Here is a 25,949-nt window from a genome sequence, read left to right on the forward strand (position 1 = left end):
CCGTGCCCTAGCGGGGGACCGGCACGGTGGCCAGGATGGACTGCAGGACATCATCCGCTCCGACACCGTCCATCTGGGCCTCGGGCCGCAGGGAGACCCGGTGACGCAGGCAGGGAAGGGTGAGGACCTTGACGTCGTCGGGGGCCACGAAATCACGGCCGGAGAGCCAGGCCCAGGCCCGCGAGGTGTTCAACAGGGCGGTCGCCCCACGCGGGGAGACGCCCAGCTGGAAGCTGGGGGCATTGCGGGTAGCCCGGGCGATATCGACGATATAGCCGATGACCTCCGGTGACACCGTCACCTGCGCCACGGCCCGGCGGGCTGCCGCCAGATCATCGGCACTGGCCACCGCACGGACCCCGGCTGCCGCCAGATCACGGGGGTCGAAACCGGCGCCGTGACGGCGGATGATCTCAATTTCGTCCTCGCGTTCGGGAAGATCCATGGTCAGTTTGAGCAGGAACCGGTCCAACTGGGCCTCGGGAAGCGGGTAGGTGCCCTCGTATTCGACGGGGTTCTGCGTCGCCGCCACAATAAACGGCTCGGGCAACAGGCGGCTGATCCCGTCCACGCTGACTTGACGCTCTTCCATGGCCTCCAGCAACGAGGCCTGCGTCTTGGGTGGGGTCCTGTTGATCTCGTCCGCGAGCATGATGTTGGTGAACACCGGGCCTTCGCGGAAGCTGAAATCGGCGGTGTTCGCGTCGTAGACCAGCGAACCGGTGACATCGCCAGGCATCAAATCGGGTGTGAACTGCACCCGTTTGGTATCCAGGTCAAGTGCTGCCGAGAGGGTGCGCACCATCAGGGTCTTCGCGACGCCGGGAACCCCTTCCAGGAGCACATGGCCCTGGGCCAGCAGGGCGATGAGGAGCCCGGTGACCGTGGCATCTTGTCCCACGACGGCCTTGGACACCTCGTGACGTACGTCCAATAGTGCTTGGCGGACCGTATCTGCCTCTTTGACTTGTTCGCTCACGGGATCCCGATCTCCTTTTCGACGGTATGCAATTCTTGGGCCCATTCGACCAGGCCGGCGTCGCCGGTGATCCGATCGGGGAAGTAGAGGCGGCGCAGGCGGGAGCCGGGGATCCCCGATTCCTTGGCGGCCGTGGCGACGATGTCATCGGCGCTGGAGACGTGTCCAAGCCGTAGATACCCGGCCAGACGGTCCAAGGAGGCGGAACGCAGGGCGGCGACGGCAGCGTCGATGGCCTGCCCGTCCCGGTAGAGGCGCGCCCTGCCCTCGGCGGTCTCCGAAGCAGGGACGACGACGGGAAGCGGCTCGGTCACCAGTGGCCCGTCGCGGCGGGCCCTCCAGAGGATCGCGATGACTCCCACGAGCATCAGCCATCCGGTGGCAGGGGTGACCCAACCGGGCAGTAGTTCGAAGGGGTTTGCTGCCGGACCGGTGAACACCTGATCGGCAGCTGTGGGCTGATACCAGATCAGGTTCGGCTCGGCACCCAGGGTGCGCAAAGCCAGCGGGGCATGGCCGAAGTCCAGCACATGGCCGTTGTCCAGAACAGCGGGATTCCCCAGAACCGTCGTCGTACCCTCCACGACGTAACCATAAGCATCCTGGCCGGAGGTCCCGTAGGAGAAGCACCCGTGGGCGGCCCGGTACATTTTCCCGCCGGCGGCGGCCTCACGGGTTTCGGCGGCGGCCGGCACGGCACAGTGCGCGGCCACCGGAGAGTCGGTATCGGTCGGGACGACCCCTGCGGGCCGGACCGACGGGGCAAAGACACGAACTTCCGCGAAACCCGGTTCCACCAGCACCGCCTTCCCGGCGGCCTCATCCAGTTCGGTGAGCTGCTCCTGATTCAGGAACCCGCCCGCGTCGTGGAGTAACAACGTGGAAGCCCCGTCCCCTGCCCGTAAGGCTGCCAGGGCGTCATCGAATCCTTCGGGTTGTTCCACGGTGATGTCATGGTCCGCCAGGACTCGTGCCACGGCCTTCCCGCCGTCGGGTGCTGCATTTTGCGGACTCAGGACACGGGTGTCGTTCGGTCCATTGGCCACGGCATAGTAGATGGCCGCGAGCACGGCGAGGAGGGCAATGACGATCCAGAGTCGCCAGGTCCGCCAGCGGCCCAGCCACACCGAACGGGCGGACTCCGGGCGCGGGGCCGTCAGGAGGCGTTCGCCGTCGTTCATTCGCGTCATCGTGGCACCACCAACCCCGGCGTTGTCGGGGCGGCACCGGGGGTGGCGGTGGAGAGCTGCTCCTCGAGTTCGGCCAGCCAGCGGACGTCTTCGGCGGTGGGCTCATGATGGCCGTAATGCACCGTGTTGAAGAGCGTCGCTGCCGCGTGCAGCGCCGATGCCATCTCGCCGAAGGCCAGCCCGAGTGACGTGGAGACCTCGCTGGCGGTGCGTCCGGGTTGGGGGTCCAGCAGGGTGCGCTCCTCGGCCCGGGCCAGCAGGGCGCGGAAGCGTTCGAGTACGGCGGTGGCATAGTCGGCAGCGAGGAAGGCACGATCTGCCCGACGCCGGTAGTCCTGGGCGCTGAGCGAAGCATCCAGGTCCACGGCTGCACCTGCCGTTTGCGCCCGACGGGCCCGGCGTTGCAGGCGGGGACGGGCGAAGAGGATGATCAGCGTGATGACGATCGCCAGGGCGAGCAGGACCACCAGCCACCCCAGATTCGGGGTCAGCGCATTCAACGACTCCACCCATTGGAGGAAGTCGCCCCACACCTGTTTCAGGAAGACCACGATGGGGTTCGGCAACGCCCGGGCATACTCCTGCCGGGCCAGCTCCTGGACCAGGTCGCCGGTGGCTTCGTCCCGATCAGGAAAATAGGTCAGGGCCTGCAGGTGGCTGGGGAGTAGCGGGGACATCGGTTCAGTTGCCCGCCGGGTATCCGGGGTTATATCCGGTTGTGGCGACGCTCGGCAGCCCGGGGATCGGGGCATCGACGCCGCTATCGAATTCCCGCAGCAAGGTCATATCGAAGCCGTGACGACGGATCCGCAGATCGGTGTAGAGCAGCGTGGTGACCGAACATTCGTAGGCGAAGCCCAGCCCCGTGGCGATGGCCGTGAGAATCGTGGTGACGAAGCTGATCTTCACCAATAGGCCGACAGCCGCCGCAGGATCGTCGGGGGCCAGGAATCCTCCCAGCATCCCGGCGATCATGCTCAGCGGGGAGGTGATGAGGCTGGCGATGATCCCCACGATGATGCCGGTCAGCAGCAGGATCCCCAAGCACCTCCACCAGGAGGACTTCACGAGGCTGAAGGATCTGGCCATGGCCGCCAGGGGCCGCAGATCCTCCGCCACGAGGGCATGGACGGTGAACGTCAGCTTGATCGACACCCAGATCGCCGTGGGGATGGCCACGACCAGAACGATGGCGGCGGTGGTGAAGGTGGCTGCCGTGCTGGCATTGAAAGCCACCACGGCGACGATGCCGGCGCAGAGGGCCAGGGCAGCGATTCCGGCGATCAGGAACAGCAGGGCGACGAGCAGGATCCTGCCGATGGAGGGGCGCAAGATCCTGAGGGCCTGACCAAACCGGGTCTTGCGGTTCAGCGTTGCGCGCAGCACGGGAATGGTGATCGCACCTTGGACAATGAGCACGAGGAAAACCGAGAGGAGTCCAGCCGCCAAACTGCCGCCGACCATGGTGACCAATGACCCCGTCAGTGCGGTGAAATCGGGTTCGGCACTTTCCACGAAGGAGGGGTCGGCGATGGCGGAGAACAGCGGAATGGCCACGAGTGCGCTGATGGTCCCGACGAAGAGTTGAACGATCACCGATAAGCCCAAGGTGGATCCTGCATTACGGCGGATGGCCTGGAAAGCGCCGTCGAGCATGTCCCCAAAGCCGAGCGGGCGTAGCGGGACGACCCCCGGTTTCGGCGGGGGGACATAACCGTACGGGCCCGCCGGAGGCATTCCTTGTCCGGGCGGGGGCATCCCCGGACCGGGGGCCGCTTGGCCTCCCCAGGAACCGGCAGCCGATCCGCCCCACCCCTGGCCTGGAGGGGCACCCCAACCCTGTCGTGGCGGGTTCTGCCAGCTGGGAGCCACCGGCGGTTCGAAACCCCCGGGGGCCGCGGGATGGGCGGCAGCATCCGGTTCTCCCGCGTCGCGACCGGTCTCGGAACCGGGGCGCTCGTCGGGATTGGGTGGGTTTTCAGTCATGGCGTTGGTGCCCCTAGCATCGCGTCAGTGTCGGGACCAGCCTAACGGGATGCGGTGCGCCGCTGCAGGGGGCGCACCGCTGACCCCTATAGTGGGGGGGCAGGTTCAAAGAGACACCAGTGAGACGTTCAGACGGAAAAGGGGTGCCATGAAGGCCCGAGTTTTAGTGGTCGACGATGACGAGGCGCTGGCCGAGATGATCGGTATTGTGCTGCGCAACGACGACTTCGACCCGGTCTTCTGTTATGACGGGGCGCAAGCATTGGACACGTTCAGAGAGGTCAAACCGGACCTGGTCCTGCTGGATCTGATGTTGCCCGGGATGGATGGCATCGAGGTCTGCCGGTTGATCCGTGCCGAAGCCGATGTCCCGATCGTCATGCTGACCGCGAAATCCGATACGGCCGACGTTGTCCGTGGACTGGAATCGGGGGCTGACGACTACGTCCCGAAACCCTTCAAACCGGCAGAGCTCATTGCCCGGGTGCGGGCACGGATGCGCCCGGGGGAGAAGCACGCCCCGGAGACACTGAAAATCGCGGACTTGGTCATCGACGTGGCCGGCCACTCGGTGACCCGGGCCGGGGAACCGATCTCCTTGACGCCGCTGGAATTTGATTTGCTGGTGGCGTTGGCGAGGAAGCCGTGGCAGGTCTTCACCCGTGAACTGCTCCTCGAGCAGGTCTGGGGCTACCGGCATGCCGCCGATACCCGGTTGGTCAATGTCCATGTACAGCGTTTGCGTTCCAAGGTCGAAACCGATCCGGAGAACCCGGAAGTCGTCCTGACCGTGCGCGGGGTCGGATATAAGGCCGGACAGGGCTGAGCATGGACACTTCCGCCGCGGACACCCCGGCGGCGGAACCCGGCGACGGGGAACCGCCGGTCTCCCAGGCTTTTTTCCGGCGCCCGCGGGCCACCCTTGAAGGCTCCCGGTGGAAACGCATGGTCACCGCGTGGCGACGTTCGCTGCAGTTGCGGGCCGTGGCCACCACCGTGCTGCTCTCTGCCCTGGCCATGCTCGGGGCCGGCATTTTCCTGTCGAACCAGATCGCCGACGGCCTGTTCCAGGAACGCTTCAACCAGGTCCAGGAAGAATCGGTCCGTGGCCTGAACCAGGTCAAATCCAATTTTGAATCCGCAGCCACCACCGACCGGTCCAGCACCGTCGCCTTCGTCAACGACACGTTGAAACTGGTCGAAGGTGATGGTGCCAGCGTCCAACGTGACTTCATCCTGACCCCGCTACCCAGTTCGGAAAACATCTATGTCACCAATACGGCCAGTGGCGGACTGACCACTGCCGTCATTCCCGACACCCTGGCCTCGACGGTCAAGGACAGCCCCGGGGTTTATTGGGAATCGATTAGTTTCCCGCACGCCAGCTACGACACCCCTGGTCTGGCGTTCGGGACGACGGTCCAGTTGCCGCCGGGACGCGACTACGCCCTGTATCTGGTGTACGACCTCGATTCGGTCCAGCAGACCCTGGACTTCATCCACCGGGTGCTGGCCATCGGCGGGGTTCTGCTGCTCTTCGTCACCGGCGGGATCGCCTGGTACACCACGCGTCTGGTCGTTCGCCCGGTCTCCACAGCAGCCTTGGCTTCGGAGAAACTGGCTGCCGGTCAGCTGCAGGAACGTCTAGAGGTCCACGGTGAAGATGAAATCGCCCGGCTGGGGACCTCCTTCAACCGGATGGCTACCAACCTGCAGGACCAGATCACCCAGTTGGCCACGCTGTCGCAGATGCAACAGCGCTTCGTCTCGGACGTCTCCCACGAATTGCGGACCCCACTGACGACGGTCCGCATGGCCGCCGAAGTACTTCACGACGCCCGCGAGGACTTCGACCCGATCAACCGGCGCTCCGCCGAACTGCTGTACAACCAAGTCGAGCGCTTCCAGACCCTGCTCAACGATCTCTTGGAAATTTCCCGGTTCGATGCCGGTGCCGCACTGCTGGATGCGGAGGTCCTTGACCTGGTACCGGTGGTTCGCCGGGTCGTGGATACCGCGAGCCTGCATGCCGAGAACCTCGGATCCGAATTACGGGTCCACCTCCCCGAGGAGGGATGCGCCGTGGAAATGGACCCACGCCGCATCGAAAGGATCATCCGCAACCTGGTGATGAACGCCGTCGAACACGGCGAAGGAAATCCCATCGACATCACGGTAGGCCAGGACGAATACGCGGTCGCCGTCACCGTGCGCGACCATGGCATCGGCATGGACCCCGAGGAAGCCTCGCGGGTGTTCGACAGGTTCTGGCGGGGTGATCCGGCCCGGGCCCGAACCACGGGAGGCAGCGGGCTGGGACTATCCATCGCCACCGAAGACACCCGACTGCACGGCGGTTGGTTGCAGGCCTGGGGCGAAAAGGGTGAAGGAGCCTGCTTCCGGCTGACCCTGCCCCGGCATCTGGGTGACCTGCTCGGATCCTCCCCGCTGCCACTGATGCCCCATACCCAACTAGCGCTGGGCCAATCGCTGGGCACGGGGGAGTCAGCCCCCTATACGGCGTCCTTGCCCACCCTTCCCACGGGGAATCTTGCGTTGCCCGGCTCCATCCTTCGGGCCGTCCCGCCCTCCGAACGGGCCACACACGAACCCCCTGCCCCGGAAGCCGCCCGGGCCGATGGCCGGGTTTCTTCTGCGGGCCGTGAGGACGATGATTCGGACGATCTTGCCGATGATGAACCAGACACAGGAAGACCGGGAGGACCCCATGCGTAGGCACGGGACCAGATACGACGGGCGGGCCCGGGCCTCGATGGTGCTAGGCGCCCTCGTCGCCGTCCTGCTGGTGCTCACCGGATGTGCCTCGATTCCTACGTCCGGGCCCGTCGGAACGAGCGCGCCCGAAGCTGCCGGACAGTCCGACTTCGACTACGCCTTCGACCCTCCAGGACCAACGGAGGATGCTTCCCCACAGCAGATCATCGAAGGTTTCCTGCGGGCAGGCATTGCCCCACAAGACGACTACAGTGTGGCCCGCGAATACCTGGCCGCTGAACTCTCGAGGGAGTGGCGGGCCGCAGACCAGACAACCGTCTACGCCTCGGAACCCAATATCGTGGAGAACGTCGAAAAGGGTAGCTACACGGTAGAGGTCTCCGAAACCTCAAGTATCGACGAATACGGCCTGCTCACCCGCAAGGAGAAACAGACCACGAAGTCCGTGGATTTCGAGCTGACCAAGGAAGACGGCCAATGGAGGCTCTCCAAGGTGCCCAACGGCACGATGATGGAGGAGGGAAGCTTCGCGATCGTGTTCTCGGCGTACCCGCTGTACTTCTATGATTCCACCAATACGTATGCCGTGGCCGACTACCGGTGGTTCGCCACACGTCAGGGCCTGTCCGCCACCGTGACGGCAGCCCTGCTCGCTGGCCCTGCCCCGTACCTGCGCAATGCCGTCGGCAGTGCCTTCCCCGAAGGCAGCGAACTGGCGCGCGCCTCGGTCCCGGTGGAATCCAAACGAGCCACGGTGGACCTGAACGAGGCGACGTTCACCGACGCGACCGAGCTGCAGCGCCAACTGATGCAACAGCAGATCCAGCTGACACTGAGCCAGATCCAGAACGTCAACACGGTCACGATGACCGTCGCCCAGCGGGCCGTCAGCCTGGGCAGCGTAGCCGAGGGGTTCACGAAAGCCATCGTCGATGCTTCGGTCCCGAACACCCAGATCGCGATCGCCAATAAATCCTTGGTCTTCTACCAGGGCAACGGGGTCGTGCGGGTGGGAGGGGTCCAAGACATCTCCGCCTATAAGCCCCGCGACCCCGCCATGTCCCCGGCGGATAACCGCTTCGCCTTCCTGAACGGCAAACGCACCCAACTTTTCACTGTTGATGAATCAGGGGTGGCCCACGAGGCGACGAGCGGCCAGAATCTCCTGCGTCCGAGCATCGATGTGCACGGCTGGACCTGGACGGTCGGCAACGACGGACGAACCCGGGTGCGGGCGACGCCGTCGGATACCAAAAAGGACGGACCTTCCCGCCAAGTCAACGCCGGGTGGATGTCCAACGCCGATGTGACCTCCCTCCGGGTTTCACCCGATGGGGCCCGAGCGCTCGTGATCGCTAAAATCAAGGGGAAGACGGGGGTCTACATCACCGGCATCATCCGCGACAGCGAAGGGGTGCCTCGCGGGTTCACCGACCCGCTGGAGCTCGACGCCTCGGTCCCGGCAGAACAGGGAGTATGGAACTCCTCGAATTCCGTGGTCGTGATGAAACCCAGCAAAACCAAGGCAGTCCAAGCCGAGGAGATCTCCTTGGACGGAACCACCAAGGAATTGGAGCCGCTGTTGGGGATGACCAATATTTCCGCGGGCCCCGGGGATCAACGAACGGTTTACGCCGAGACACCCGACGGGGTCTACTCGCAGGTGTTTTCCACCTGGAAGAAGCGTGAAGGCAAGGCCAGCCAGCTCGCCTACCCGGGATAACACGGAGGCCGTCCACAACCGACCTGCCGGGACTTCCCCCGCGGTGGCTCCGCAGGGAGCATGGCGGCATGGAATACCCGCAGCTACCCGAATCCTGGGCCCGCGGACTGGACTCGCTGGTCTTCTCCGCAACGGTCCAGGGGCCGCTGACGGCGTTGGCTGAGCTCGGTTCGGTGGCCGCGCCCAGCGACTGCGTTTACTGCCGCAGCCCCGACGCCGTGATGTGCCGAACCTGCCGAGGGGCGTTCCGCGCAGCGACCGTGCGCCCCTTTGAAGCGCAGGAAGGAGCCGAATCCTTGCCACTGGACCCGGGGGGAGAGCCTTTGCCCGTGATGGCCGCCGGGATCTATTCTCGCGAAGTCTCAGCCGCCGTTCTGGCGTTCAAGAACCGTCAACGAGTGTCCCTGGCAGGGGTTTTGGGGCCAGCCCTGGCAGGGGCCCTCCGGCTGGCAGTAGATCGTTTCGATAGTAGCGTTCTGCTCGTCCCGATCCCCTCGACCCGCCTCGCACGAGCCCACCGTGGATACGCTCCGGTGGATGTGCTGCTGGCCTGGATCCAGCGACGGGCCCTGCTGCCGCCGTCCACCACCAGCGCCCGGCTCCTGCGGGTCCGCCCCGGGCCGCCGTGGGCGGGGGCAGCACAGAAGAGTAAGGGACGCAGGGCCCGCGCGGGCAGTGCCGCGAAAATGGTCCTGCTCCCGCATCCACGAATCCCCGACCGCCCGGTGCTTCTGGTGGACGATGTCCTCACCACCGGTGCGACGCTGGCCCGCGCGCATCACCAACTCCAGGCTGCAGGGGTCCGGGTGGAGGGTGCCGTCGTCGTGGCGGCCACCGCGGCACCGCGACACCACGAAGGCTCCGACCTCGATGAACCTGGCCCCATAGGCGCCGACACGCCAGCCGGTGGACGAGCCGCAGACCCGGCATTTCATGATTTCCCACCACTTGCGTGACACGGATCACGAAATGAAGGGTGGGAAGGCTTGATTAACCAGCGCCCTGGATTACGGTTGAGTATGGGCACCTCACCAAGAGGAGAAGAACCCATCTTCAGCGGTTGAAAGGAGAGACTTTCAGCCGCTGTCGTGTCACCCGAGGTCAGTAGGAGGACACCATGGAGATGAACATCACCGGGCGCAACGTGACGGTATCCGACCGATTCCGCGAGTACGCGGACGAGAAGACGGACAAGATCGAGCAGTTGGCCAGCAAGGTCCAGCGCCTCGATGTGAAAGTCACCAAGGAACCCAACGCCCGGCAGGCCGAAGCCCAGCTGACAGTGGAAATCAGTGTCGTGGGCAGCGGACCGGCCATCCGTGCCGAGGCCAAGGCCGCCGATAAGTTCGCGGCCTTCGATACCGCCTTCGCCAAATTGCTCGAGCGGTTGCGTCGGGCTCGCGATCGGAGGAAAGTTCACCACGGTCGCCAGACACCGAAGGCCGTATTCCAGGCGACGTCGACACTGGAACCGGTCAGCAGCACCATGCCCCTGCATGAACAAACCCGCCAGGAACAAGACCAGGAGCGAGAAGCAGCCGAAGCTGCCGCGGAAAGCCCCGTCGAAATCCGCCGCAAGGTCTTCCCTTCCGAGACCATGAGCGTGGACGATGCCGTGGACCGCATGGAACTCGTCGGTCACCCGTTCTACCTCTTCGTGGATGCCGAAACCGGTGTCAGCTCGGTGGTATACCGCCGGCGGCAATGGAACTACGGGGTCATCACCCTCGATGACAACCACTCCGACGAGGAGACCGTGGAAACGCGGAAGTACCGTGGTTCACAGGGTGCCGCCGTCTGATGACGGTGCCTGAGCCCGGTAGGGCTCGATGACCCGATCGATGACCTTGGCCCAAGCCCGGCGCATTGCGCTGGCAGCCCAGGGACTTCATCAGGAACGGCCCACCGGCCCGGCAACCGCCCGGCAGGTGGGCCGCACCTTCGAACGCCTGCAACTGCTCCAGATTGATTCGGTCAATGTTCTGACCCGGGCGCACTACCTTCCGCTTTTTGCTCGTTTGGGGCCCTACGCTCCGGCCCTGGTGGACCGGATGTCCTCACGGTCACCGCGCCGCATGGTGGAGTACTGGGCTCATGAAGCCAGCTTTATTCGCCCCGAACACCATGCCGACCTGTTGCTCTGGCAACGGCGGACCTGGATGGGCAGCTTCAGCTCTGATCGTCCGTGGCTGCGTGAACTGGCCGACCGGATTGTGGAGTTGCTGGCTTCCTCGCGCCCCCTGACTGCCCGTGAAGTGGCCGCCCGGTTGGGGCATCACGAGAAGATCGACCGCTCCGGCTGGGGATGGAACCGGTCCACGGTCAAGGAGGCGTTGGAGGCGCTCTTCGCCGTCGGAGAGGTCGGCGTTGCCAGTCGAAACGCCCAGTTTGAACGCCGCTATGCCCTGATCTCCCAGGTTCTTCCCCCGCACGCGCGGGACGCGGGCCCCCTCGCGCCGGTCCCGTTAGGTTCGGGGGCCGAACGTGAATCCTCGGCCCATCGACTGGTTGAAGCGGCAGCCAGGGCCCATGGCATCGGCACGGTGCGCTGCTTAGCCGATTACTTCAGGTTGCCTGTTCGCGTCGCGGCAGTTGCCGTGGAGCGGCTTGTCGAGGAAGGGGTACTTGAGCCGGTTGACGTCCTGGGGTGGCCCGGACGCCAATTCCTCCACAACAGCGCGCTCAAACCCCGCACGGCGCGGGCGCGAGCACTGCTGAGCCCCTTCGATTCGTTGGTCTTCGAACGCCGACGGCTCGAGCAACTCTTTGGGTTCCACTACCGGCTCGAGATCTATACCCCAGCAGCCAAACGACGTTATGGCTACTACGTGCTCCCGTTCCTGCTGGGTGAGCAGATCGTGGCCCGGGTCGACCTCAAGGCCGATCGTGCCCGAGGCGCGCTCATCGTCAGATCCAGCCACCCAGAACCCGCAGCGCCCACCGAAACTGCCGCTGAACTCGCGTCAGAGCTTTTCCTGATGGCTGAATGGCTCGGTTTGGAATCGGTGCAGGTCCAACTGGAGGGTAGCCTTTCCCTAGAACTGGCCGCTACGGTGGGGACGCGAAGCACGGGAACTTGAACGGGCTGTCGATCGTGTCTCCCGTAGACTGGTCAAGCCAGAATTCCTGTGCCTGAGATTTGGAGCTACCACGTGGCATCACTGCTAGAACGCGTCCTGCGGACCGGCGACAAGAAGACCCTGAAGCGACTGCGCGGATACGCGGAGGCCATCAACCTGCTTGAGGACGAGTTCCGGGCCATGTCGGATGCGGATCTGCGGGCCGAAACCGAGGGCTTCAAGAAGCGCTTCCAAGAAGGCGCTTCACTGGACTCGCTGCTACCCGAGGCCTTTGCCGCAGTACGCGAGGCGTCGGACCGCACCCTGGGCATGCGTCACTTCGACGTCCAGCTCATGGGCGGGGCCGCCTTGCACTTGGGTGATATTGCCGAGATGAAGACCGGTGAAGGTAAGACTCTGGTCGCCACCGGGCCCGCCTACCTGAATGCCATCTCCGGCAAGGGCGTCCACGTCATTACGACCAACGACTACCTCGCCGAGTACCAATCGGACCTGATGGGGCGCGTCTTCCGGTTCCTCGGCATGACAACGGGCTGCATCCTGTCCAACCAGGATCCTTCCGTGCGTCGCCAGCAGTACGAAGCAGATATCACCTACGGAACGAATAACGAGTTCGGTTTCGACTATCTGCGCGACAACATGGCCTGGAGCAAGGACGAGCTGGTCCAGCGCGGCCACAACTTCGCCATCGTCGATGAGGTCGACTCCATTCTCATCGATGAGGCCAGGACCCCGTTGATCATTTCGGGTCAAGCCCAAGGCGACGTGAACCGCTGGTTCAGCGAATTCGCCCGACTCGTGACCCGGCTGGAGATCGACACCGACTATGAGGTCGATGAAAAGAAGCGCACCGTGGGCGTGCTGGAGGCAGGGATCGAGAAGGTCGAAGACCATCTGGGCATCCACAACCTCTACGAAGAGGCCAATACCCCGCTGATTGGTTTCCTGAACAACGCCATCAAGGCCAAGGAATTGTTCAAGAAGGACAAGGACTACGTCGTGATCAAGGGCGAAGTCATGATCGTCGACGAACATACCGGCCGTACCCTGGCCGGGCGCCGCTATAACGAAGGCATGCACCAGGCGATCGAGGCGAAGGAAAACGTCGAGATCAAGGCCGAGAACCAGACCATGGCCACGGTCACCCTGCAGAACTATTTCCGCCTCTACGCGAAGCTTTCCGGCATGACCGGCACCGCGCAGACCGAGGCAGCAGAGTTCATGGGCACCTACAGCATCGGTGTCGTGGAGATCCCCACGAATAAACCGATGGTGCGTAAGGACCAGTCGGACCTGATCTACAAGAACGAGATCGCCAAATTCGACGCCGTTGCCCAGGACATCGTTGAACGCCACGCTGCCGGACAACCGGTCTTGATCGGCACCACGAGCGTCGAAAAGAGCGAATACCTTTCCCGCAAGCTCGCCCAGGAGGGCGTCCGCCACGAGGTGCTCAACGCCAAGCAACACGCCCGTGAGGCTGCCGTGATCGCCCAGGCCGGCAAGAAGGGCGCTGTCACCGTGGCAACCAATATGGCTGGCCGCGGTACCGACATCATGCTCGGCGGCAACGCCGAGTTCCTGGCGGTTGCTGATATGGAACGCCGTGGGCTGGATCCCGAACGCGATTCGGAGGAATACGAGCGGGTCTGGGATGAGGTCTTCGCCGCGGCCCGGGAGAGCGTGAAGGCCGAGGCCGACGAGGTCCGCGGGCTGGGCGGGCTCTACGTCCTGGGTACCGAACGCCACGAATCCCGCCGTATCGACAACCAGCTCCGTGGCCGTTCCGGACGTCAGGGCGATCCGGGGGAGTCCCGTTTCTACCTGTCCATGACCGATGAGCTGATGCGCCGCTTCAACGCCAACGCGGCCCAACGGATCATGAACAACCCCTCGATGCCCGAGGACATGGCACTGGAATCGAAGATCGTTTCGCGGGCCATCGAAACCGCCCAGGGCCAGGTCGAGTCGACCAACGCCGAACAGCGCAAGAACGTCCTGAAGTACGACGACGTCATGAACCGCCAGCGTGAGGCCATCTACGGCGACCGCCGTCGTATCCTCGAAGGCGGCGACCTGCAGGAGCAGGTCCAGCATTTCTTGGAGGACGCGATCAAGGCCATGGTGGCCGAGACGACGAGCGTGGGGCACGGTGACGACTGGGACTTCAAGCAATTGTGGACCAACCTGGGGCAGTTGTACCCGATGGGGTTGACCATTGACGAAGTCCTGGAAGAAGGTGGTGGCCCCGGCCGCATCACCCCGGAGTTCCTCCACGAGGAGATCCTCTCCGACGCGCGCGTTCAGTACGAAGAACGCGAACGGGCCATTGGGTCGGAAAATCTGCGTGAACTCGAACGCCGCGTCGTCTTGAGCGTGATCGGACGCAAATGGCAGGAACACCTCTACGAGATGGACTACCTCAAGGAGGGCATCGGGCTGCGGGCGATGGCCCAGCGTGACCCGCTGGTCGAATACCAGCGCGAAGGTTTCGTGATGTTCCAGACGATGATGGAGGCCATCCGCGAGGAAAGCGTCGGTTTCCTCTTCAACCTCGAGGTCGAGGTTGCCGCGCCGACACCGGTATCCCTGCCCGGGGTGACCGACGGGCGTTCGAACACCACGACGCCGGTACTGAACACCCCTGGCCTGGACGCGCCGGCCCGTCCGTCGACGTTGCAGTACACCTCACCCAGTGAAGATGGCGATCCGGAATCCCATGTGCAGCGTTCCGCCTCGACTGAAAACAAAACAAAGGGCAAGGCCAACCGGGCCGAGCGTCGTTCCAAGAAGTCCAAGCGCAGCTAACCCAACTGCAGGTCGACAACGGTCCAGTGTCCGTGTCGCCGCTCCACCCGGAGAGCGGCGGCACGGACACGGTTGTTTTCGGCGACCACCAGGCTGGCCTCGTAAGCGCCGGTCGCCACCGGGCAGAGCCGGGTGCGACGGATGCTGGTGTTGCGGTGGGATCGGGATCCGTCGTCGGGTTGCGTGGCATTGATCAGGGCGACTCGGCAACGAAGTTTCTCGTACTGGCTGGCTTCAAGCCAACGGGCCAGCTGGTGGACCGGTCTGACCCCCGACATCGATTCGAACGCGGCGAGGGCGACCAGGCGCACGATCGTCTGCACGTGGGCGACTTCTTCGCGCCGGGCTGCTTCCCCCGCTTCGTGCCGCGCACCCGAAGCCGGGCGGCCCGGCGTGGTCCTGTCGGTGGTCTTGGCGGGATACCGATAGGTGGAAGCCGGGAGTAGGTCAGCGAATTTGCGCACTGGCAGGGGGCGGATCATTGCCTCCGGTGATCCTGCGGAAAACCCGATCCCGGGACCGGCAATACTATTTGGTGGCGGGGGATCGGGTTGTGCTGGGTGGCTCATGGCTCCTACTTTCCGTTCTGGTCCAGCTCGGCTCGTGGCCGGGTCAAGACGGTTCCGATCTGCAATAGATCCGGGTCTGGGCCGATGGCTTCCCGGTTGGCTTGGTACCAGCGAGGCCAGTCGTGGGCAATTTGTGCATCACTTGCCCCGGGCCCGGCCATCCGGGCGGCGATCAACCAGAGTGAATCTCCGGTACCGACCACTACCGTGTTCCCCGGGCTGGCTGCTTCGCCTGGTTGGCCCATCAGTCGGTCCATGGGCGCGGCCGGCTGCTCGGCATTCCATTGAGGTGTTGGTAGCGGAGGTTCGGCCAGGGAAGCAGTAGGTACCCTCGCTTCCGGTGCGGGGACCGTGAGATCGGGGCGGGGAAGGCTGAAGGGAACAGTTTCAGCCGAGATGGCTGGGGCGGGAACGGGAGCGAGGGCGTGGGCGGTCGGCACCACCAGGAGCTGGGAGCCGAGCAGGGCTGCTGCCAAGCGGCGCATAAAGGCCGGTGAAAGGCGGGCCGTGTGCTGGGCTGCTGCCGCCCGTCCGCAGCGGCGCAGGATTTCACTGAGGAGCGCGGCCAGGAAACTGAAGAGCCATCCGATGATCACCGCCAATCCCAGAACGACACAGGTGAGCGCCGCGTTGCGGTCCCAACCGACGGGGGAGTACCTCGAAGGCCCGCCTCCTGGAATGCCGTGGTGGAGCCAGACGGCGCCACAGAGCACCAGCAGGATCCCACAGAGCACGATTAACACCCCGGTGATGACCGACGTCGTCTGCTCAGGGTCATCCAACCCTTGTCTACTCACGATCATCACCCTCTTGTTTGATGTCATTTAATATCATTTGTTGGTGTCTGAGGTTGATCATTGCACTTGTCGTCGTTGCTGTCCAGAGGCTTCAGTTATCCATGGGAATAGGGTGGGCCCATGCGTTGGGAGTCTTTATTCGCCGATCTGGAGTCCCAACTGAATGCTGCCCGGGCGCGGGAGCGCACCGTGGAGATCCAGGAGATGGTCCGGATCGAACGGTCTCAGCTGCGGCTCTGGGACCATCTGGCTGGTCAAACCGGAGGGCACATAGCTCTTGACCTGCTCTCCGGTCAGCGGTTGCGCGGCGTACTGGTTCATGTGGGGGTGAATTGGTTATCGCTGCTCGAGGGCACTGCCGAATATCTGGTGCTGGCCGCAGGGGTCAGGTCGATAGAGGTGGCCGCTCAGCGTGCCGCGGTCGTGGAGGACGCCATCGTTCGACGCCGGGTGAGCCAAGGCGCTGCCTTGCGTTCGCTCGTGCGCGACCGGGCCCGGGTGACGGTGTGGGCCGTCGATGGTGTTTTGCTGGGGAGCGGGACCTTGGACCATGCCGGAGCCGACCATATTCGTCTGGCCCGACATCCTGCCGACGGGTACCGCCGCAGCGCAGACGTGAAATCCGTGGTCTTGCTTCCCTTTGGCTCGATCGCTGTCCTGCGGCATGAGGCCTGAAAACCGCCGAATATCCACAGATCGCCTCAGACCCTTGGGTGTTAAGGGTTGAGTCATTAGTGTTGACGTTCAGGGAGGGACCATCCACCGGCACTTCTCCTACCAACGCAGACTGTGTCATCGCAGTGGGCGGGAAGCTGAGGCAGCGTGGCAACCGATGTGCAGCACAGTGAGCCGGCGCGCAGATTGCGCAAACCCGGGTGGAGGGACCCGCGGCTGATTGTTGGCATCCTTTTGGTCGTCGTCGCGGTGGCGGGGGTCTTGACCCTGCTGTCGGTGCAGAACAAAACGGTTCCGGTCTACGTAGCCAACCAGGACATCAGCATGGGGGAGAAGGTGGAATCCACCGGGCTGGACATCGTCGACGTACGCCTAGATTCCGTCCAAGACCACTACCTCACCGCCCAAGAGGCCCTTGCCGAAGGTCTGCAGGCCAATACGCTGATCCGCAGTGGTGAGCTGGTGCCCTTGGCCTCCCTGGGGGGAAGCGACCCGCAGGGACGTAAACCTCTATCAGTTGAGCTATCCAAAGACTTGCCCGTCGCAGTGGCAGTCGGCACGAGAGTTGATGTGTGGGCTGCCGAGCGGGGAGCGAACTCCACCACCTTTGAGGACCCGAAGAAGCTGCTGGAAACCGTGGAGGTCAGTGCCATCCATGAGCTTGATTCCGGTTTCGGAGGAACCTCAGGGCAGGTGGTTGAACTTCTGGTGAGCGATGAGGATCTGCCCGATATGATTTCTGCGCTGGCCAATGAAGCGCAATTGACAGTGGTCTTCGCCGCTGGAGGGCCCACCGAATGAGTATCGCCGTCGTCGTCTGGGGCTGGGGCGGAGATTTGGCGGACCGTCTTGAACGGCTGCGCGGAATGGTCACCATCGTGCGGCACTGTGAGGAACTGAGTGAAGTCGTTGCCTTGGCCGAATCCGGTTTGGCCGATGCCGCGCTACTGATGGGCCCGCCGATGGACATCGACGCGGAGTTCGCCGACGAATTGTCCTTCCACGGCGTACCTGCGGTGGTCATCACCGACGAAACCTCGGATGCCGCTCGGCTCTCCGAGCTGGGCCTCGGCGTGGAACCCACGACCGCAACAGAACAATCGATCTCCGACTTGCTCGAACTGTTGGTTGCCGGCGTCCACCGACCGCCACCGCGCGGTGCGCGTCGTGCGCAGGCCTCCGAGAGGGAAGAACCCATCGCGCAGCCCGAACCCTGCCCAGTCCTGGCCGTCTGGGGTCCGGTGGGTTCGACTGGGAAGACCCTGATCGCCGTGAACCTGGCTGCCGAAGCTGCCATGGACGGCCGGCGGGTGTTGCTGGTCGATGCCGACACCTACGGCGCCAGCGTCGCCGTCCACCTGGGGCTGCTCGACGAGTCGGCGGGGCTGGCGCAACTATGTCGGCTCTCCGATCAGGGCATGCTCGACCAGTCCGGATTCGAACGTTCCTGTGCCGCCGTCGCCGTCGGTGGGACGACGATCCGGGTGGCCACAGGGTTGTCGAGGCCGCAACGCTGGCCCGAAGTACGGGCCGGGGCCTTGAACCGGGTGCTGGACTTCGTCCGCCGTCGCGCCGATGTGGTGGTCGTGGACGTCGCTTCCTTCCTTGAACGCGACGAAGACCTGACCTACGACACGTCTGCCCCGCAACGCAACGGTGCCGCCCTCACCGTCTTGGAAGCCGCAGCAGAGGTCATTGCCGTCGGGTCCGCCGACAGCGTCGGGGTGCCCCGGATGATCAAAGGCCTCGAGGAACTGCGGGACATCCTGCCCGAGACGACACCACGCGTGGTCTTCAACCGGGTGCGTCGTTCGGCAGTGGGGCCCTCGCCCGAACGGGCGCTGCTGGAGAGTTGGGAGCGCTTTGGGCCAGGGGGCGGGATCGACGCGATGCTGCCCTGGGACCCGGACGCAGCGGACCGGGCCTTGCTGCAGGGCAGTGTGTTGGCCGAGTCGGCCCCCGACAGTATTTTGCGGGGCAAGATCGCAGCCCTCGTTTCGGTGGAAATCCGCCGTCGTACGGGGTTCTTCAACCGTTGATACGGCCCATTGGGAGCTAACCGGTCCTCGGGTTAGTCTTGAAGTGTTCGAGACCGCAAAGGCGCGGTCCTCATCCTTTTACGGAGGCGTTAATAGATGTCGTCGGAGTCGGGCAGTCCTACAGGATTCATTGCCGAGACCAACACCCCCCAGTTCGCCGAGGCCTACTACGGGCATCTCTCACCGGAGGACGCGACAACGTATCCACCGGAGAAGCTCAGCCACCGCATCGGGGTGCATTTGGGCGTCGGGCACCAGCGCGAGCATGGCCGGGCGAAGGTCGCGGTCGACCTGGAGGAAGATCGTGCCGTCGCCTATGTCGTCACCGATGACATGCCCTTCCTTGTTGACTCGGTCACCGCGGAGATCGTCCGACAGGAACAAGGCATCACTCTGGTTGTTCACCCGACTTGCCTGGTCCGTCGCGACGAACAGGGGATCGCGACCACCGTTGAACCGGTGAACACCGCCGAGGCCACCTCATCCGGGGACACCGCCGCCTTGCCGAATCTTGCCGGCTTCATGAATCAGGTCGGGACATCAACCGTCGAATCCTGGATCGCCATCGAAATCGCCGGGACGCCGGACCAGGAACGGGTCACGGCACTGGTCGAGGGCCTGGAGCAGGTCCTCTCCGATGTGCGTGACGCTGTGGAGGATTGGGCGCCGATGCGCGCCAAGGCCCACGAGATCGCCGATTCACTTGCTGACGTGAATTCCGAGATCCCCGACAGGGAAAGCGCTGCCGAGCTATTGCGCTGGCTCGACGACGGCAACTTCACGTTCCTGGGATATCGCGAATACGACCTGGCCGTTGAAGACGGTCAGGACGTCCTGCACGTCCGCCCCGAGAGCGGGCTGGGCCTGATGCGCAGGTCCGGCACCACCATGCTCCGGCAGGAACTGACCAAATTGGGGCGGGACAAGGCCCGTGAGAAACGTCCGCTGGTGATCACCAAGGCCAACTCGCGGTCCACGGTCCACCGCGCGGTCTATCTGGACTACATCGGGGTCAAGAGCTTCGATGCCCAAGGCAACGTCACGGGCGAACAGCGCTTCATCGGCCTCTTCGCCACGAGCGCCTATACCCGTCCGGTCCGGTCCGTCCCGGTGGCCCGCGAAAACGTTGAACGCGTGCTCAAGGCCTCGGGTTTCGCCCCGGACTCGCATTCAGGCAAGGACCTGCTGACGATCCTGGAGAGCTACCCGCGGGATGAGCTGTTCCAGATCGAACCTGAGGACCTCCTGCGTATCGTCACCGGAATTCTCCGGTTGCAGGAGCGCCGTCGCACGAGTCTGTTCCTCAGGCCCGATATTTACGGTCGGTTTATGTCGGCACTGGTCTTCCTTCCCCGCGACCGGTACACCACTGCCGTCCGGTTGCGCATCGAGAATGAACTGAAGAAGGCCTACTGCTCGGATTCCACCGAATTCGAGGTGCAGATGAACGAATCTGCCCTCGTCCGCCTGTTTTACCGAGTTCGGCTACCCCTGGGCGAGCAGACGCCCACGGTCTCCCGCGAGGAGCTGGAACAGCGGTTGGTGCGGGCCGTCAGATCCTGGGCCGAAGGTGTGGACGAAGAGGTGCGCAGCCGCTTCGAACGCTCCGAAGCCACTGAATTGTCCCGGCTTTGGGCCGATGCGTTCCCGCAGGCATACCGGGTGAACTTCGAAGTCGAGGACGCCCTCGAGGATATCGAACGCTTCTCCACCTACGATGATCCGGAACATGAAGGCCCCGTGCTGCAAGTCTATGTCCCCTCAAATGTCGAGGACCAGCAGGGTGTCGACGCGCGGCTGAACCTGTATTTGACCGAACCGCTGTCGTTGAGCCGGATTCTTCCGGTGCTTTCCCATCAGGGACTGGAAGTCGTTGATGAGAAGCCTTTCGCCATCGAACGACGTGACGGCAAGAAGTTCTACCTCTACGACCTGGGTCTGAAATACCCGGAGGGCATCGATCCGCTGGAAACCAGCGACCTGCTGACCGAGGCCTACCGTGCGGTCTTCGTCGGACGGGCCGAGTCCGATGCCTTCGACCGTCTGATCCTGACCCAGGGACTTTCCTGGCGGGAGACCGCTGTTCTGCGGGCCTACGCGAAGTACCTGGGCCAGCTCGGCGCCTCGAACTCCTACGGCTTCATTGCCGACACGATGCTGGCCAACCCGGAAGTCACCGAGGCGCTGGTCGACCTGTTCGAGGGCACCTTCGATCCGGATCTCGACGAAGGCCAACGGAAGGTCCGCACCGAAACGGCCCGCGCCGCTTTGGATGCTGGCCTCGAACATGTGGCCACCCTTGACGCTGACCGACTCCTGCGCCGCTTCGTCAACGTCATCGACGCCACCACACGCACGAACTACTACCAAGACACCATCCACCTCTCGTTCAAGCTCGAACCGGGCCGGATCGACAGCGCTCCCTTCCCCCGCCCGCAATACGAAATCTGGGTCTATTCGCCACGGGTCGAAGGAGTGCACCTGCGCTACGGCAAGGTCGCCCGCGGTGGTCTGCGCTGGTCGGATCGCCGCGAGGACTTCAGAACCGAAGTCCTGGGGCTGGTCAAGGCACAAATGGTGAAGAACGCCGTGATCGTCCCCACCGGGGCCAAGGGTGGGTTCTTTGCCAAGAACCTGCCGGACCCGACGGTTGATCGCAATGCCTGGATCGAGGAAGGCAAGGCCGCTTACCGCATCTTCATTTCGGCCTTGCTGGACATCACCGACAACCTGGTGAGGGACGGCGACACGGAGAAGGTGGTCGTGCCGGATCGTGTGGTCCGTCTGGACGACGACGACACCTACCTGGTCGTTGCCGCCGATAAGGGGACGGCCAGTTTCTCCGATACCGCCAACGAGATCTCGTTGGCCCGTGGTCACTGGCTCGGTGACGCCTTCGCCTCCGGTGGTTCGGTGGGCTACGACCACAAGGCCATGGGTATCACCGCGCGCGGGGCGTGGGAATCGGTCAAACGGCACTTCTTCGAGCTGGGTGTCGACACCCAGACCGAAGAATTCACCGTGGCCGGGATCGGGGATATGAGCGGAGACGTCTTCGGCAACGGGCTCCAGCGTTCCGAACACGCCAAATTGGTGGCCGCCTTCGACCACCGGCATATCTTCCTGGACCCGAACCCCGATCCGAAGCCGGCCTACGCAGAGCGCCAACGTCTGTATGAACTACCCCGCTCCAGCTGGGGAGACTACGACACGTCGCTGATCAGCGAAGGCGGTGGCGTCTATCCCCGTCAGTCCAAGTCCATCCCGGTCTCCGACCAAGTCAGAGAGGTTCTCGGCTTGCCGGACGGGACGACGTCGATGTCTCCTCCGGATCTGCTGCGGGCCGTACTGTCGGCTCCCGTGGACCTGGTCTACAACGGGGGCATCGGCACCTACGTGAAGTCTTCCTCGGAATCCCACGCGGATGTCGGGGATCGTGCCAATGACGCCATCCGGGTCGATGGCAACGATTTGCGTGCTCGCGTCGTCGGCGAGGGTGGAAACCTGGGAATGACCCAGCGTGGACGGATCGAAGCCGCGCTCAACGGGGTCATCCTCAACACCGACGCCATCGACAATTCCGCCGGAGTGGACTGCTCCGACCACGAGGTCAACATCAAGATCCTGATCGACCGCATGGTCACCGCAGGAAAACTGCCCGAGGACGAGCGGGCAGAGTTCCTGCATTCGATGACCGACGAGGTCGCCCGGCTGGTCCTGCGCACGAACGTCGACCAGAACATCCTGTTGGTCAACGACAAGCAGCACCTTTCCGAATGGAGCCCGAGCTTCGAACGCCTCATGGACTGGCTGGAGGAGAACGCGGACCTCGACCGCGAGCTCGAGTTCCTGCCCAGTACCGAAGAACTGGAGGAACGACTAGCCGGAGGTAAATCGCTGACCGCTCCCGAGCTAGCTGTCTTGGTGGCCTATTCCAAGATTCAGCTGGCCACCGCGTTGGCGCAGACCAAACTCGCCGACGACCCATATTTCGATCAGACCATGCGCGAGTACTTCCCGGTACAGCTATCCGAGAAGTTCCCCCAGGACGTCCTGACCCACCCGTTGCGTCGGGAAATCGTCAGTACTGTCGTGGCCAACGACATCGTCAATATGGGTGGCATCACCTATGCCTTCCGCGTTCTGGAAGAGACCAGCGCTACCGAGGAGTCGGTGGCTCGCTCGTTCGTGGCGCTGCGCGAAATCTATGCGCTGGATGAGTTCGTTGACGCAGTGACCGATTTGCCGGCAAGCGTTCCCGTCGAACATTGGTGCCGTATCCAGCTGGATATGCGCCGGCTGCTGGACCGGGCGACGCGTTGGTTCATCTCCCATGTGGGATCCGGTACGAGCGTCCAGCAGGACATCGACGCCTTCGAACCGACGGTCACCGCCTTGCAGGCCGAGCTCGGGGACCTGCTGCGCGGAGCCGACGCCGAGCGCGTCGCCGAATGGAAGGCCAACGGCCTCCGGTGGGGACTGCCCGAGGGATTGGCTTCCCGGTGGGCTCTGCAGTTCGAGGGTTTTGCCTTGCTGGATATCGCCCAGGCTGCCCACGTGCAGGGACTGCCGGCCCGAGAGGTCGCCGCCGTCTACTACGTGGTCTTCGAACGCTTCGGTATCGACGGATTGCTCGAACGCATTACGCGGCTCCCACGCGGAGACCGGTGGCAGGCGTTGGCCCGCGCGGCGCTGCGCGACGATTTGTATTCCACGGCGGTGGATATCACCGAGGCGGCACTGAAAGCCGCACCGGAGGTGCTCGCCCCCGAGGCGCGAGTCGTTGCATGGGAAGAGCAGAATGCCGACAACCTGGCACGAGCGAAGAGCATGTTCGATGAGGTCAATAGCCTCGAACGCGACGATATGGCTTCACTGTCGGTGGCACTGCGTCTCCTGCGTTCGATCGTCCGGCGGTAGCTCTTGGCGACGTTCACCGATCCGATCCGGGCCGAAGCCGACTTTAGGCCTGGGGACGAGGAATGGCTCCACCTGCTGGTGGGGGATTGGCAGATGGTCGCGGACCTGGCCTTCGCTGACTTGGTTCTGTGGCATCCCTCGGCAGGAGGGACGTATGTGGCCTTGGCGCATGTACGTCCCTCCACCAGCCACACCGTCTTCCATAGTGACTTCGTCGGTGAGCGGATCCGCAAGGACCTGCGCCCACTGGTCCAGCAAGCCTGGACCAGTGGCGAATCCCAGCGCGCCGGCGAGGAGCACTGGACACAGGAATCGGCCATGCGTATCGAGGCCTTCCCGATGGTGCGCAACGGTAGGACGCTGGCAGTAGTCACGAGTCATCAGGACCTGTCCAATTCGCGGATGGCCTCCCGGTTGGAACAGACCTATAAGCAGTGTGCAACTGATCTGTTGCGCATGGGCATGCAGGGCTTGTGGCCGGACTTTGCCACCCCTACAGGGTCCCGGCGTGGCGCTCCTCGCGTCGGTGACGGGCTGATTCGTCTTGATGCCGAAGGCATCGTGCAATACGCCAGTCCCAACGGGGTCTCTGCTTACCGTCGTCTGGGTGGCGTGGATTCCTTGGAGAGCCGTTCACTGGCTGAAGTGACGACGGGGCTCCTCAGAGACCACCGTCTCGTGGACGAATCCTTGGCATTGGTGGTCACCGGCAAAATGCCGTGGCGTACCGAAGTCGAGTCCAACGGGGTCAGTTTGTCCCTGCGCGCCATCCCCTTGCGTGACGGCAAGAAGAGATACGGGGCCCTGGTGCTCTGCCGTGATGTCACGGAGCTACGGCGTCGGGAGATGGAACTGGTGTCGAAGGACGCCACCATCCGTGAGATTCACCATCGGGTGAAGAACAACTTGCAGACCGTAGCGGCCCTCTTGCGCATGCAGTCACGCCGCATGGTCAGTGAAGATGGAAAGCAGGGACTAGAACAAGCCATGCGCAGGGTGGCAACGATCGCGTTGGTGCACGAGACCCTATCCCAGGGGCTGAGTCAGAACGTTGACTTCGATGAACTGATTGACCGCCAGTTCAGGTTGGCTGCCGAAGTCGCCTCACCGGGTCAGGTGGTTCATACAGAACGTTCGGGATCCTTCGGCGGACTGCCCAGCGAGTTGGCAACCCCGCTGTCACTCGTCGTCAACGAACTGGTTTCCAACGCCGTCGAACACGGTTTGGGGGAGCGAGACGGTACGGTCAGCCTCCATGCAGTGCGTCGAACGATCGCCGACGGCAGCGAACGGTTGCGCGTGGTGGTCTCCGACGACGGCCGTGGTCTGGGTTCCGAACCCCGCAAAGACGGGCTTGGACTGCAGATCGTGCGCACCTTGGTGACCAGCGAACTGGCCGGAACCATCGAATGGGAGCCCGGAGCCCATAGCGGCACCGATGTCATTCTGGATCTTCCGCTGCGTAGCTGAGGGACCAAAGAAGACAGGATCACATAACGCAGGCCGGCCCCCGAAGGGACCGGCCTGCGTTGTGGTGGCTCAGCCGTTGATCAGTTGAACTTCTTCTGGTGTGCCTTGACGGACTTCACATAGGTCTTGGTGTCGCTGTACATGCCATTGCGTTTCACCGAGCCCTGCCCCTGGTAGTACGAGGCGATGCCTTCTTCGACGCTCCGGCTGGTGCGCTGCAGCGAACGAATGATCGCCACGCCAGCAGTGGCGTTGTCGTAGGGGTTCAACAGGTCCAGCTTCCGGCCGACCAACTGGGAGGCCCAGTCACCCGAGGTCGGAATGACCTGCATGGCACCGATGGCGTTGGCGGGGGAGACCGCTCCCATGTTGAATCCGGACTCCTGGTAAGCATGTGCCAGAGCCAGCGAGGGGTCGACGCCCATCTTGCGTGCCGTACTGGCGATGATTGACTGCATTTCCGAACGCGAGGGAAGGTTGCGCGATAGCAACGTGTACTTGTTGTCGTTCGCTGACTTCACCGTGCTGGCCGGGTACTTATAGTGCAGGAAGGTATCGGGAACCAGCTGCTTGCGGGGCGACGACGTCGAGGAAACCGTGGATCCGCCGGAGAGTTTGAGCTTCTGCCCGGGGTAGATGACCGAGGAGTTGCTCATGTTGTTGGCGGCCAGCAGCTTGGACAAGCCCATACCTGCCTTGCCGGCGATACCCGAAAGGGTGTCTCCTGACTTGACCGTATAGGTGCTCGTGGTCGTCTTCTTCGAAGAGCTCGAAGATCCGGAGGAACTCGAGCTGGATTTGGAGGAGGTCGACCCGCCGGAGAGCTTGAGCTTCTTCCCCGGGTAGATGACGGTGGACATGGTCATGTTGTTCGCTGCCAGGAGCTTGGACAGGCCCATGCCTGCGTTCTGGGCGATCCCGGAAAGGGTGTCGCCCGACTTGACCGTGTAGGTCGAGGCCGAACCGCTGGAACTCTT

The 25,949-nt window shown here is 63.7% G+C and carries 19 protein-coding genes; 12 read left to right on the forward strand and 7 right to left on the reverse strand.

Features of this window, described 5'->3' with window-relative positions; all coding sequences use genetic code 11:
• Positions 1-7: 7 nt before the first annotated feature.
• The 4 genes from CIK75_RS12715 to CIK75_RS12730 are packed head-to-tail and all read right to left on the reverse strand — an operon-like array spanning position 8 to position 4,155.
• Positions 8-979 carry a MoxR family ATPase gene (locus CIK75_RS12715; protein ID WP_241895433.1) on the reverse strand — a complete coding sequence of 324 codons (972 nt, stop codon included), beginning with the start codon at positions 977-979 and terminating at the stop codon, positions 8-10.
• Positions 976-2,169: a DUF4350 domain-containing protein gene (locus tag CIK75_RS12720; RefSeq protein WP_096224408.1), complete on the reverse strand. Its 1,194-nt coding sequence runs from the start codon at positions 2,167-2,169 to the stop codon at positions 976-978. The genes CIK75_RS12715 and CIK75_RS12720 overlap by 4 nt, the downstream gene beginning before the upstream one ends.
• Entirely contained in the window at positions 2,166-2,846 is a 681-nt protein-coding gene (locus CIK75_RS12725) for a DUF4129 domain-containing protein (protein WP_158225969.1), read from the reverse strand. Before CIK75_RS12725 ends, CIK75_RS12720 begins: the two co-directional genes overlap by 4 nt.
• 4 nt (positions 2,847-2,850) lie before the next feature.
• Positions 2,851-4,155, reverse strand: a complete 1,305-nt coding sequence (locus CIK75_RS12730; protein ID WP_143413348.1) for a glycerophosphoryl diester phosphodiesterase membrane domain-containing protein — start codon at positions 4,153-4,155, stop codon at positions 2,851-2,853.
• Between the two features lie 148 nt (positions 4,156-4,303).
• Between CIK75_RS12730 and mtrA the strand changes: the two genes are divergently transcribed.
• The 7 genes from mtrA to secA all read left to right on the forward strand — a co-directional run bounded on the left by mtrA (position 4,304) and on the right by secA (position 14,502).
• Positions 4,304-4,981, forward strand: a complete 678-nt coding sequence (gene mtrA, locus CIK75_RS12735) for an MtrAB system response regulator MtrA (protein WP_086999738.1) — start codon at positions 4,304-4,306, stop codon at positions 4,979-4,981.
• 119 nt (positions 4,982-5,100) lie between these two features.
• Positions 5,101-6,891: an MtrAB system histidine kinase MtrB gene (gene mtrB / locus CIK75_RS12740; protein WP_241895447.1), complete on the forward strand. Its 1,791-nt coding sequence runs from the start codon at positions 5,101-5,103 to the stop codon at positions 6,889-6,891.
• Entirely contained in the window at positions 6,848-8,614 is a 1,767-nt protein-coding gene (locus CIK75_RS12745) for an LpqB family beta-propeller domain-containing protein (RefSeq protein WP_158225970.1), read from the forward strand. The genes mtrB and CIK75_RS12745 overlap by 44 nt, the downstream gene beginning before the upstream one ends.
• 68 nt (positions 8,615-8,682) lie before the next feature.
• On the forward strand, positions 8,683-9,570 hold the full coding sequence (locus tag CIK75_RS12750; RefSeq protein WP_096224412.1) for a phosphoribosyltransferase family protein: 888 nt from the start codon (positions 8,683-8,685) through the stop codon (positions 9,568-9,570).
• Between the two features lie 161 nt (positions 9,571-9,731).
• On the forward strand, positions 9,732-10,415 hold the full coding sequence (raiA, locus tag CIK75_RS12755) for a ribosome-associated translation inhibitor RaiA (protein ID WP_086999747.1): 684 nt from the start codon (positions 9,732-9,734) through the stop codon (positions 10,413-10,415).
• A gap of 28 nt (positions 10,416-10,443) precedes the next feature.
• Entirely contained in the window at positions 10,444-11,694 is a 1,251-nt protein-coding gene (locus tag CIK75_RS12760) for a crosslink repair DNA glycosylase YcaQ family protein (RefSeq protein ID WP_143269282.1), read from the forward strand.
• A gap of 72 nt (positions 11,695-11,766) precedes the next feature.
• The gene (gene secA / locus CIK75_RS12765) at positions 11,767-14,502 is read left to right on the forward strand and encodes a preprotein translocase subunit SecA (RefSeq protein ID WP_096224413.1); all 2,736 of its coding nucleotides are present in this window, start codon (positions 11,767-11,769) and stop codon (positions 14,500-14,502) included.
• On the opposite strand, the gene CIK75_RS12770 is transcribed toward secA, so the two are convergent.
• Positions 14,499-15,071 carry an Rv3235 family protein gene (locus CIK75_RS12770; RefSeq protein WP_143269283.1) on the reverse strand — a complete coding sequence of 191 codons (573 nt, stop codon included), beginning with the start codon at positions 15,069-15,071 and terminating at the stop codon, positions 14,499-14,501. The two genes, secA and CIK75_RS12770, sit on opposite strands and share 4 nt — an antisense overlap.
• Before the next feature lie 5 nt (positions 15,072-15,076).
• The gene (locus CIK75_RS12775) at positions 15,077-15,868 is read right to left on the reverse strand and encodes a LysM domain-containing protein (protein ID WP_143269284.1); all 792 of its coding nucleotides are present in this window, start codon (positions 15,866-15,868) and stop codon (positions 15,077-15,079) included.
• 120 nt (positions 15,869-15,988) lie between these two features.
• Here CIK75_RS12775 and CIK75_RS12780 point away from each other — a divergent pair, with 120 nt between their 5' ends.
• From CIK75_RS12780 to CIK75_RS12800, 5 genes are all read left to right on the forward strand, one after another.
• Positions 15,989-16,543, forward strand: a complete 555-nt coding sequence (locus CIK75_RS12780; RefSeq protein WP_086999754.1) for a hypothetical protein — start codon at positions 15,989-15,991, stop codon at positions 16,541-16,543.
• A 147-nt stretch (positions 16,544-16,690) separates the two neighbouring features.
• Positions 16,691-17,344, forward strand: a complete 654-nt coding sequence (locus CIK75_RS12785) for a hypothetical protein (RefSeq protein WP_143269285.1) — start codon at positions 16,691-16,693, stop codon at positions 17,342-17,344.
• A complete protein-coding gene (locus CIK75_RS12790; protein ID WP_086999758.1) occupies positions 17,341-18,582 on the forward strand; it encodes a hypothetical protein in 1,242 nt (413 codons plus the stop codon). The genes CIK75_RS12785 and CIK75_RS12790 overlap by 4 nt, the downstream gene beginning before the upstream one ends.
• Before the next feature lie 96 nt (positions 18,583-18,678).
• Complete coding sequence (locus CIK75_RS12795; protein ID WP_086999760.1) at positions 18,679-23,502, forward strand: NAD-glutamate dehydrogenase; 4,824 nt, start codon at positions 18,679-18,681, stop codon at positions 23,500-23,502.
• Between the two features lie 3 nt (positions 23,503-23,505).
• Entirely contained in the window at positions 23,506-24,972 is a 1,467-nt protein-coding gene (locus tag CIK75_RS12800) for a PAS domain-containing sensor histidine kinase (RefSeq protein WP_086999762.1), read from the forward strand.
• Between the two features lie 80 nt (positions 24,973-25,052).
• Here the strand turns inward: CIK75_RS12800 and CIK75_RS12805 are convergent.
• The coding region (locus CIK75_RS12805) for a LysM peptidoglycan-binding domain-containing protein (RefSeq protein WP_143413349.1) at positions 25,053-25,949 on the reverse strand (897 nt) is incomplete at its 5' end.

Source organism: Glutamicibacter sp. BW78 (assembly GCF_002332245.1).
GTDB lineage: Bacteria > Actinomycetota > Actinomycetes > Actinomycetales > Micrococcaceae > Arthrobacter_H > Arthrobacter_H rhombi_A.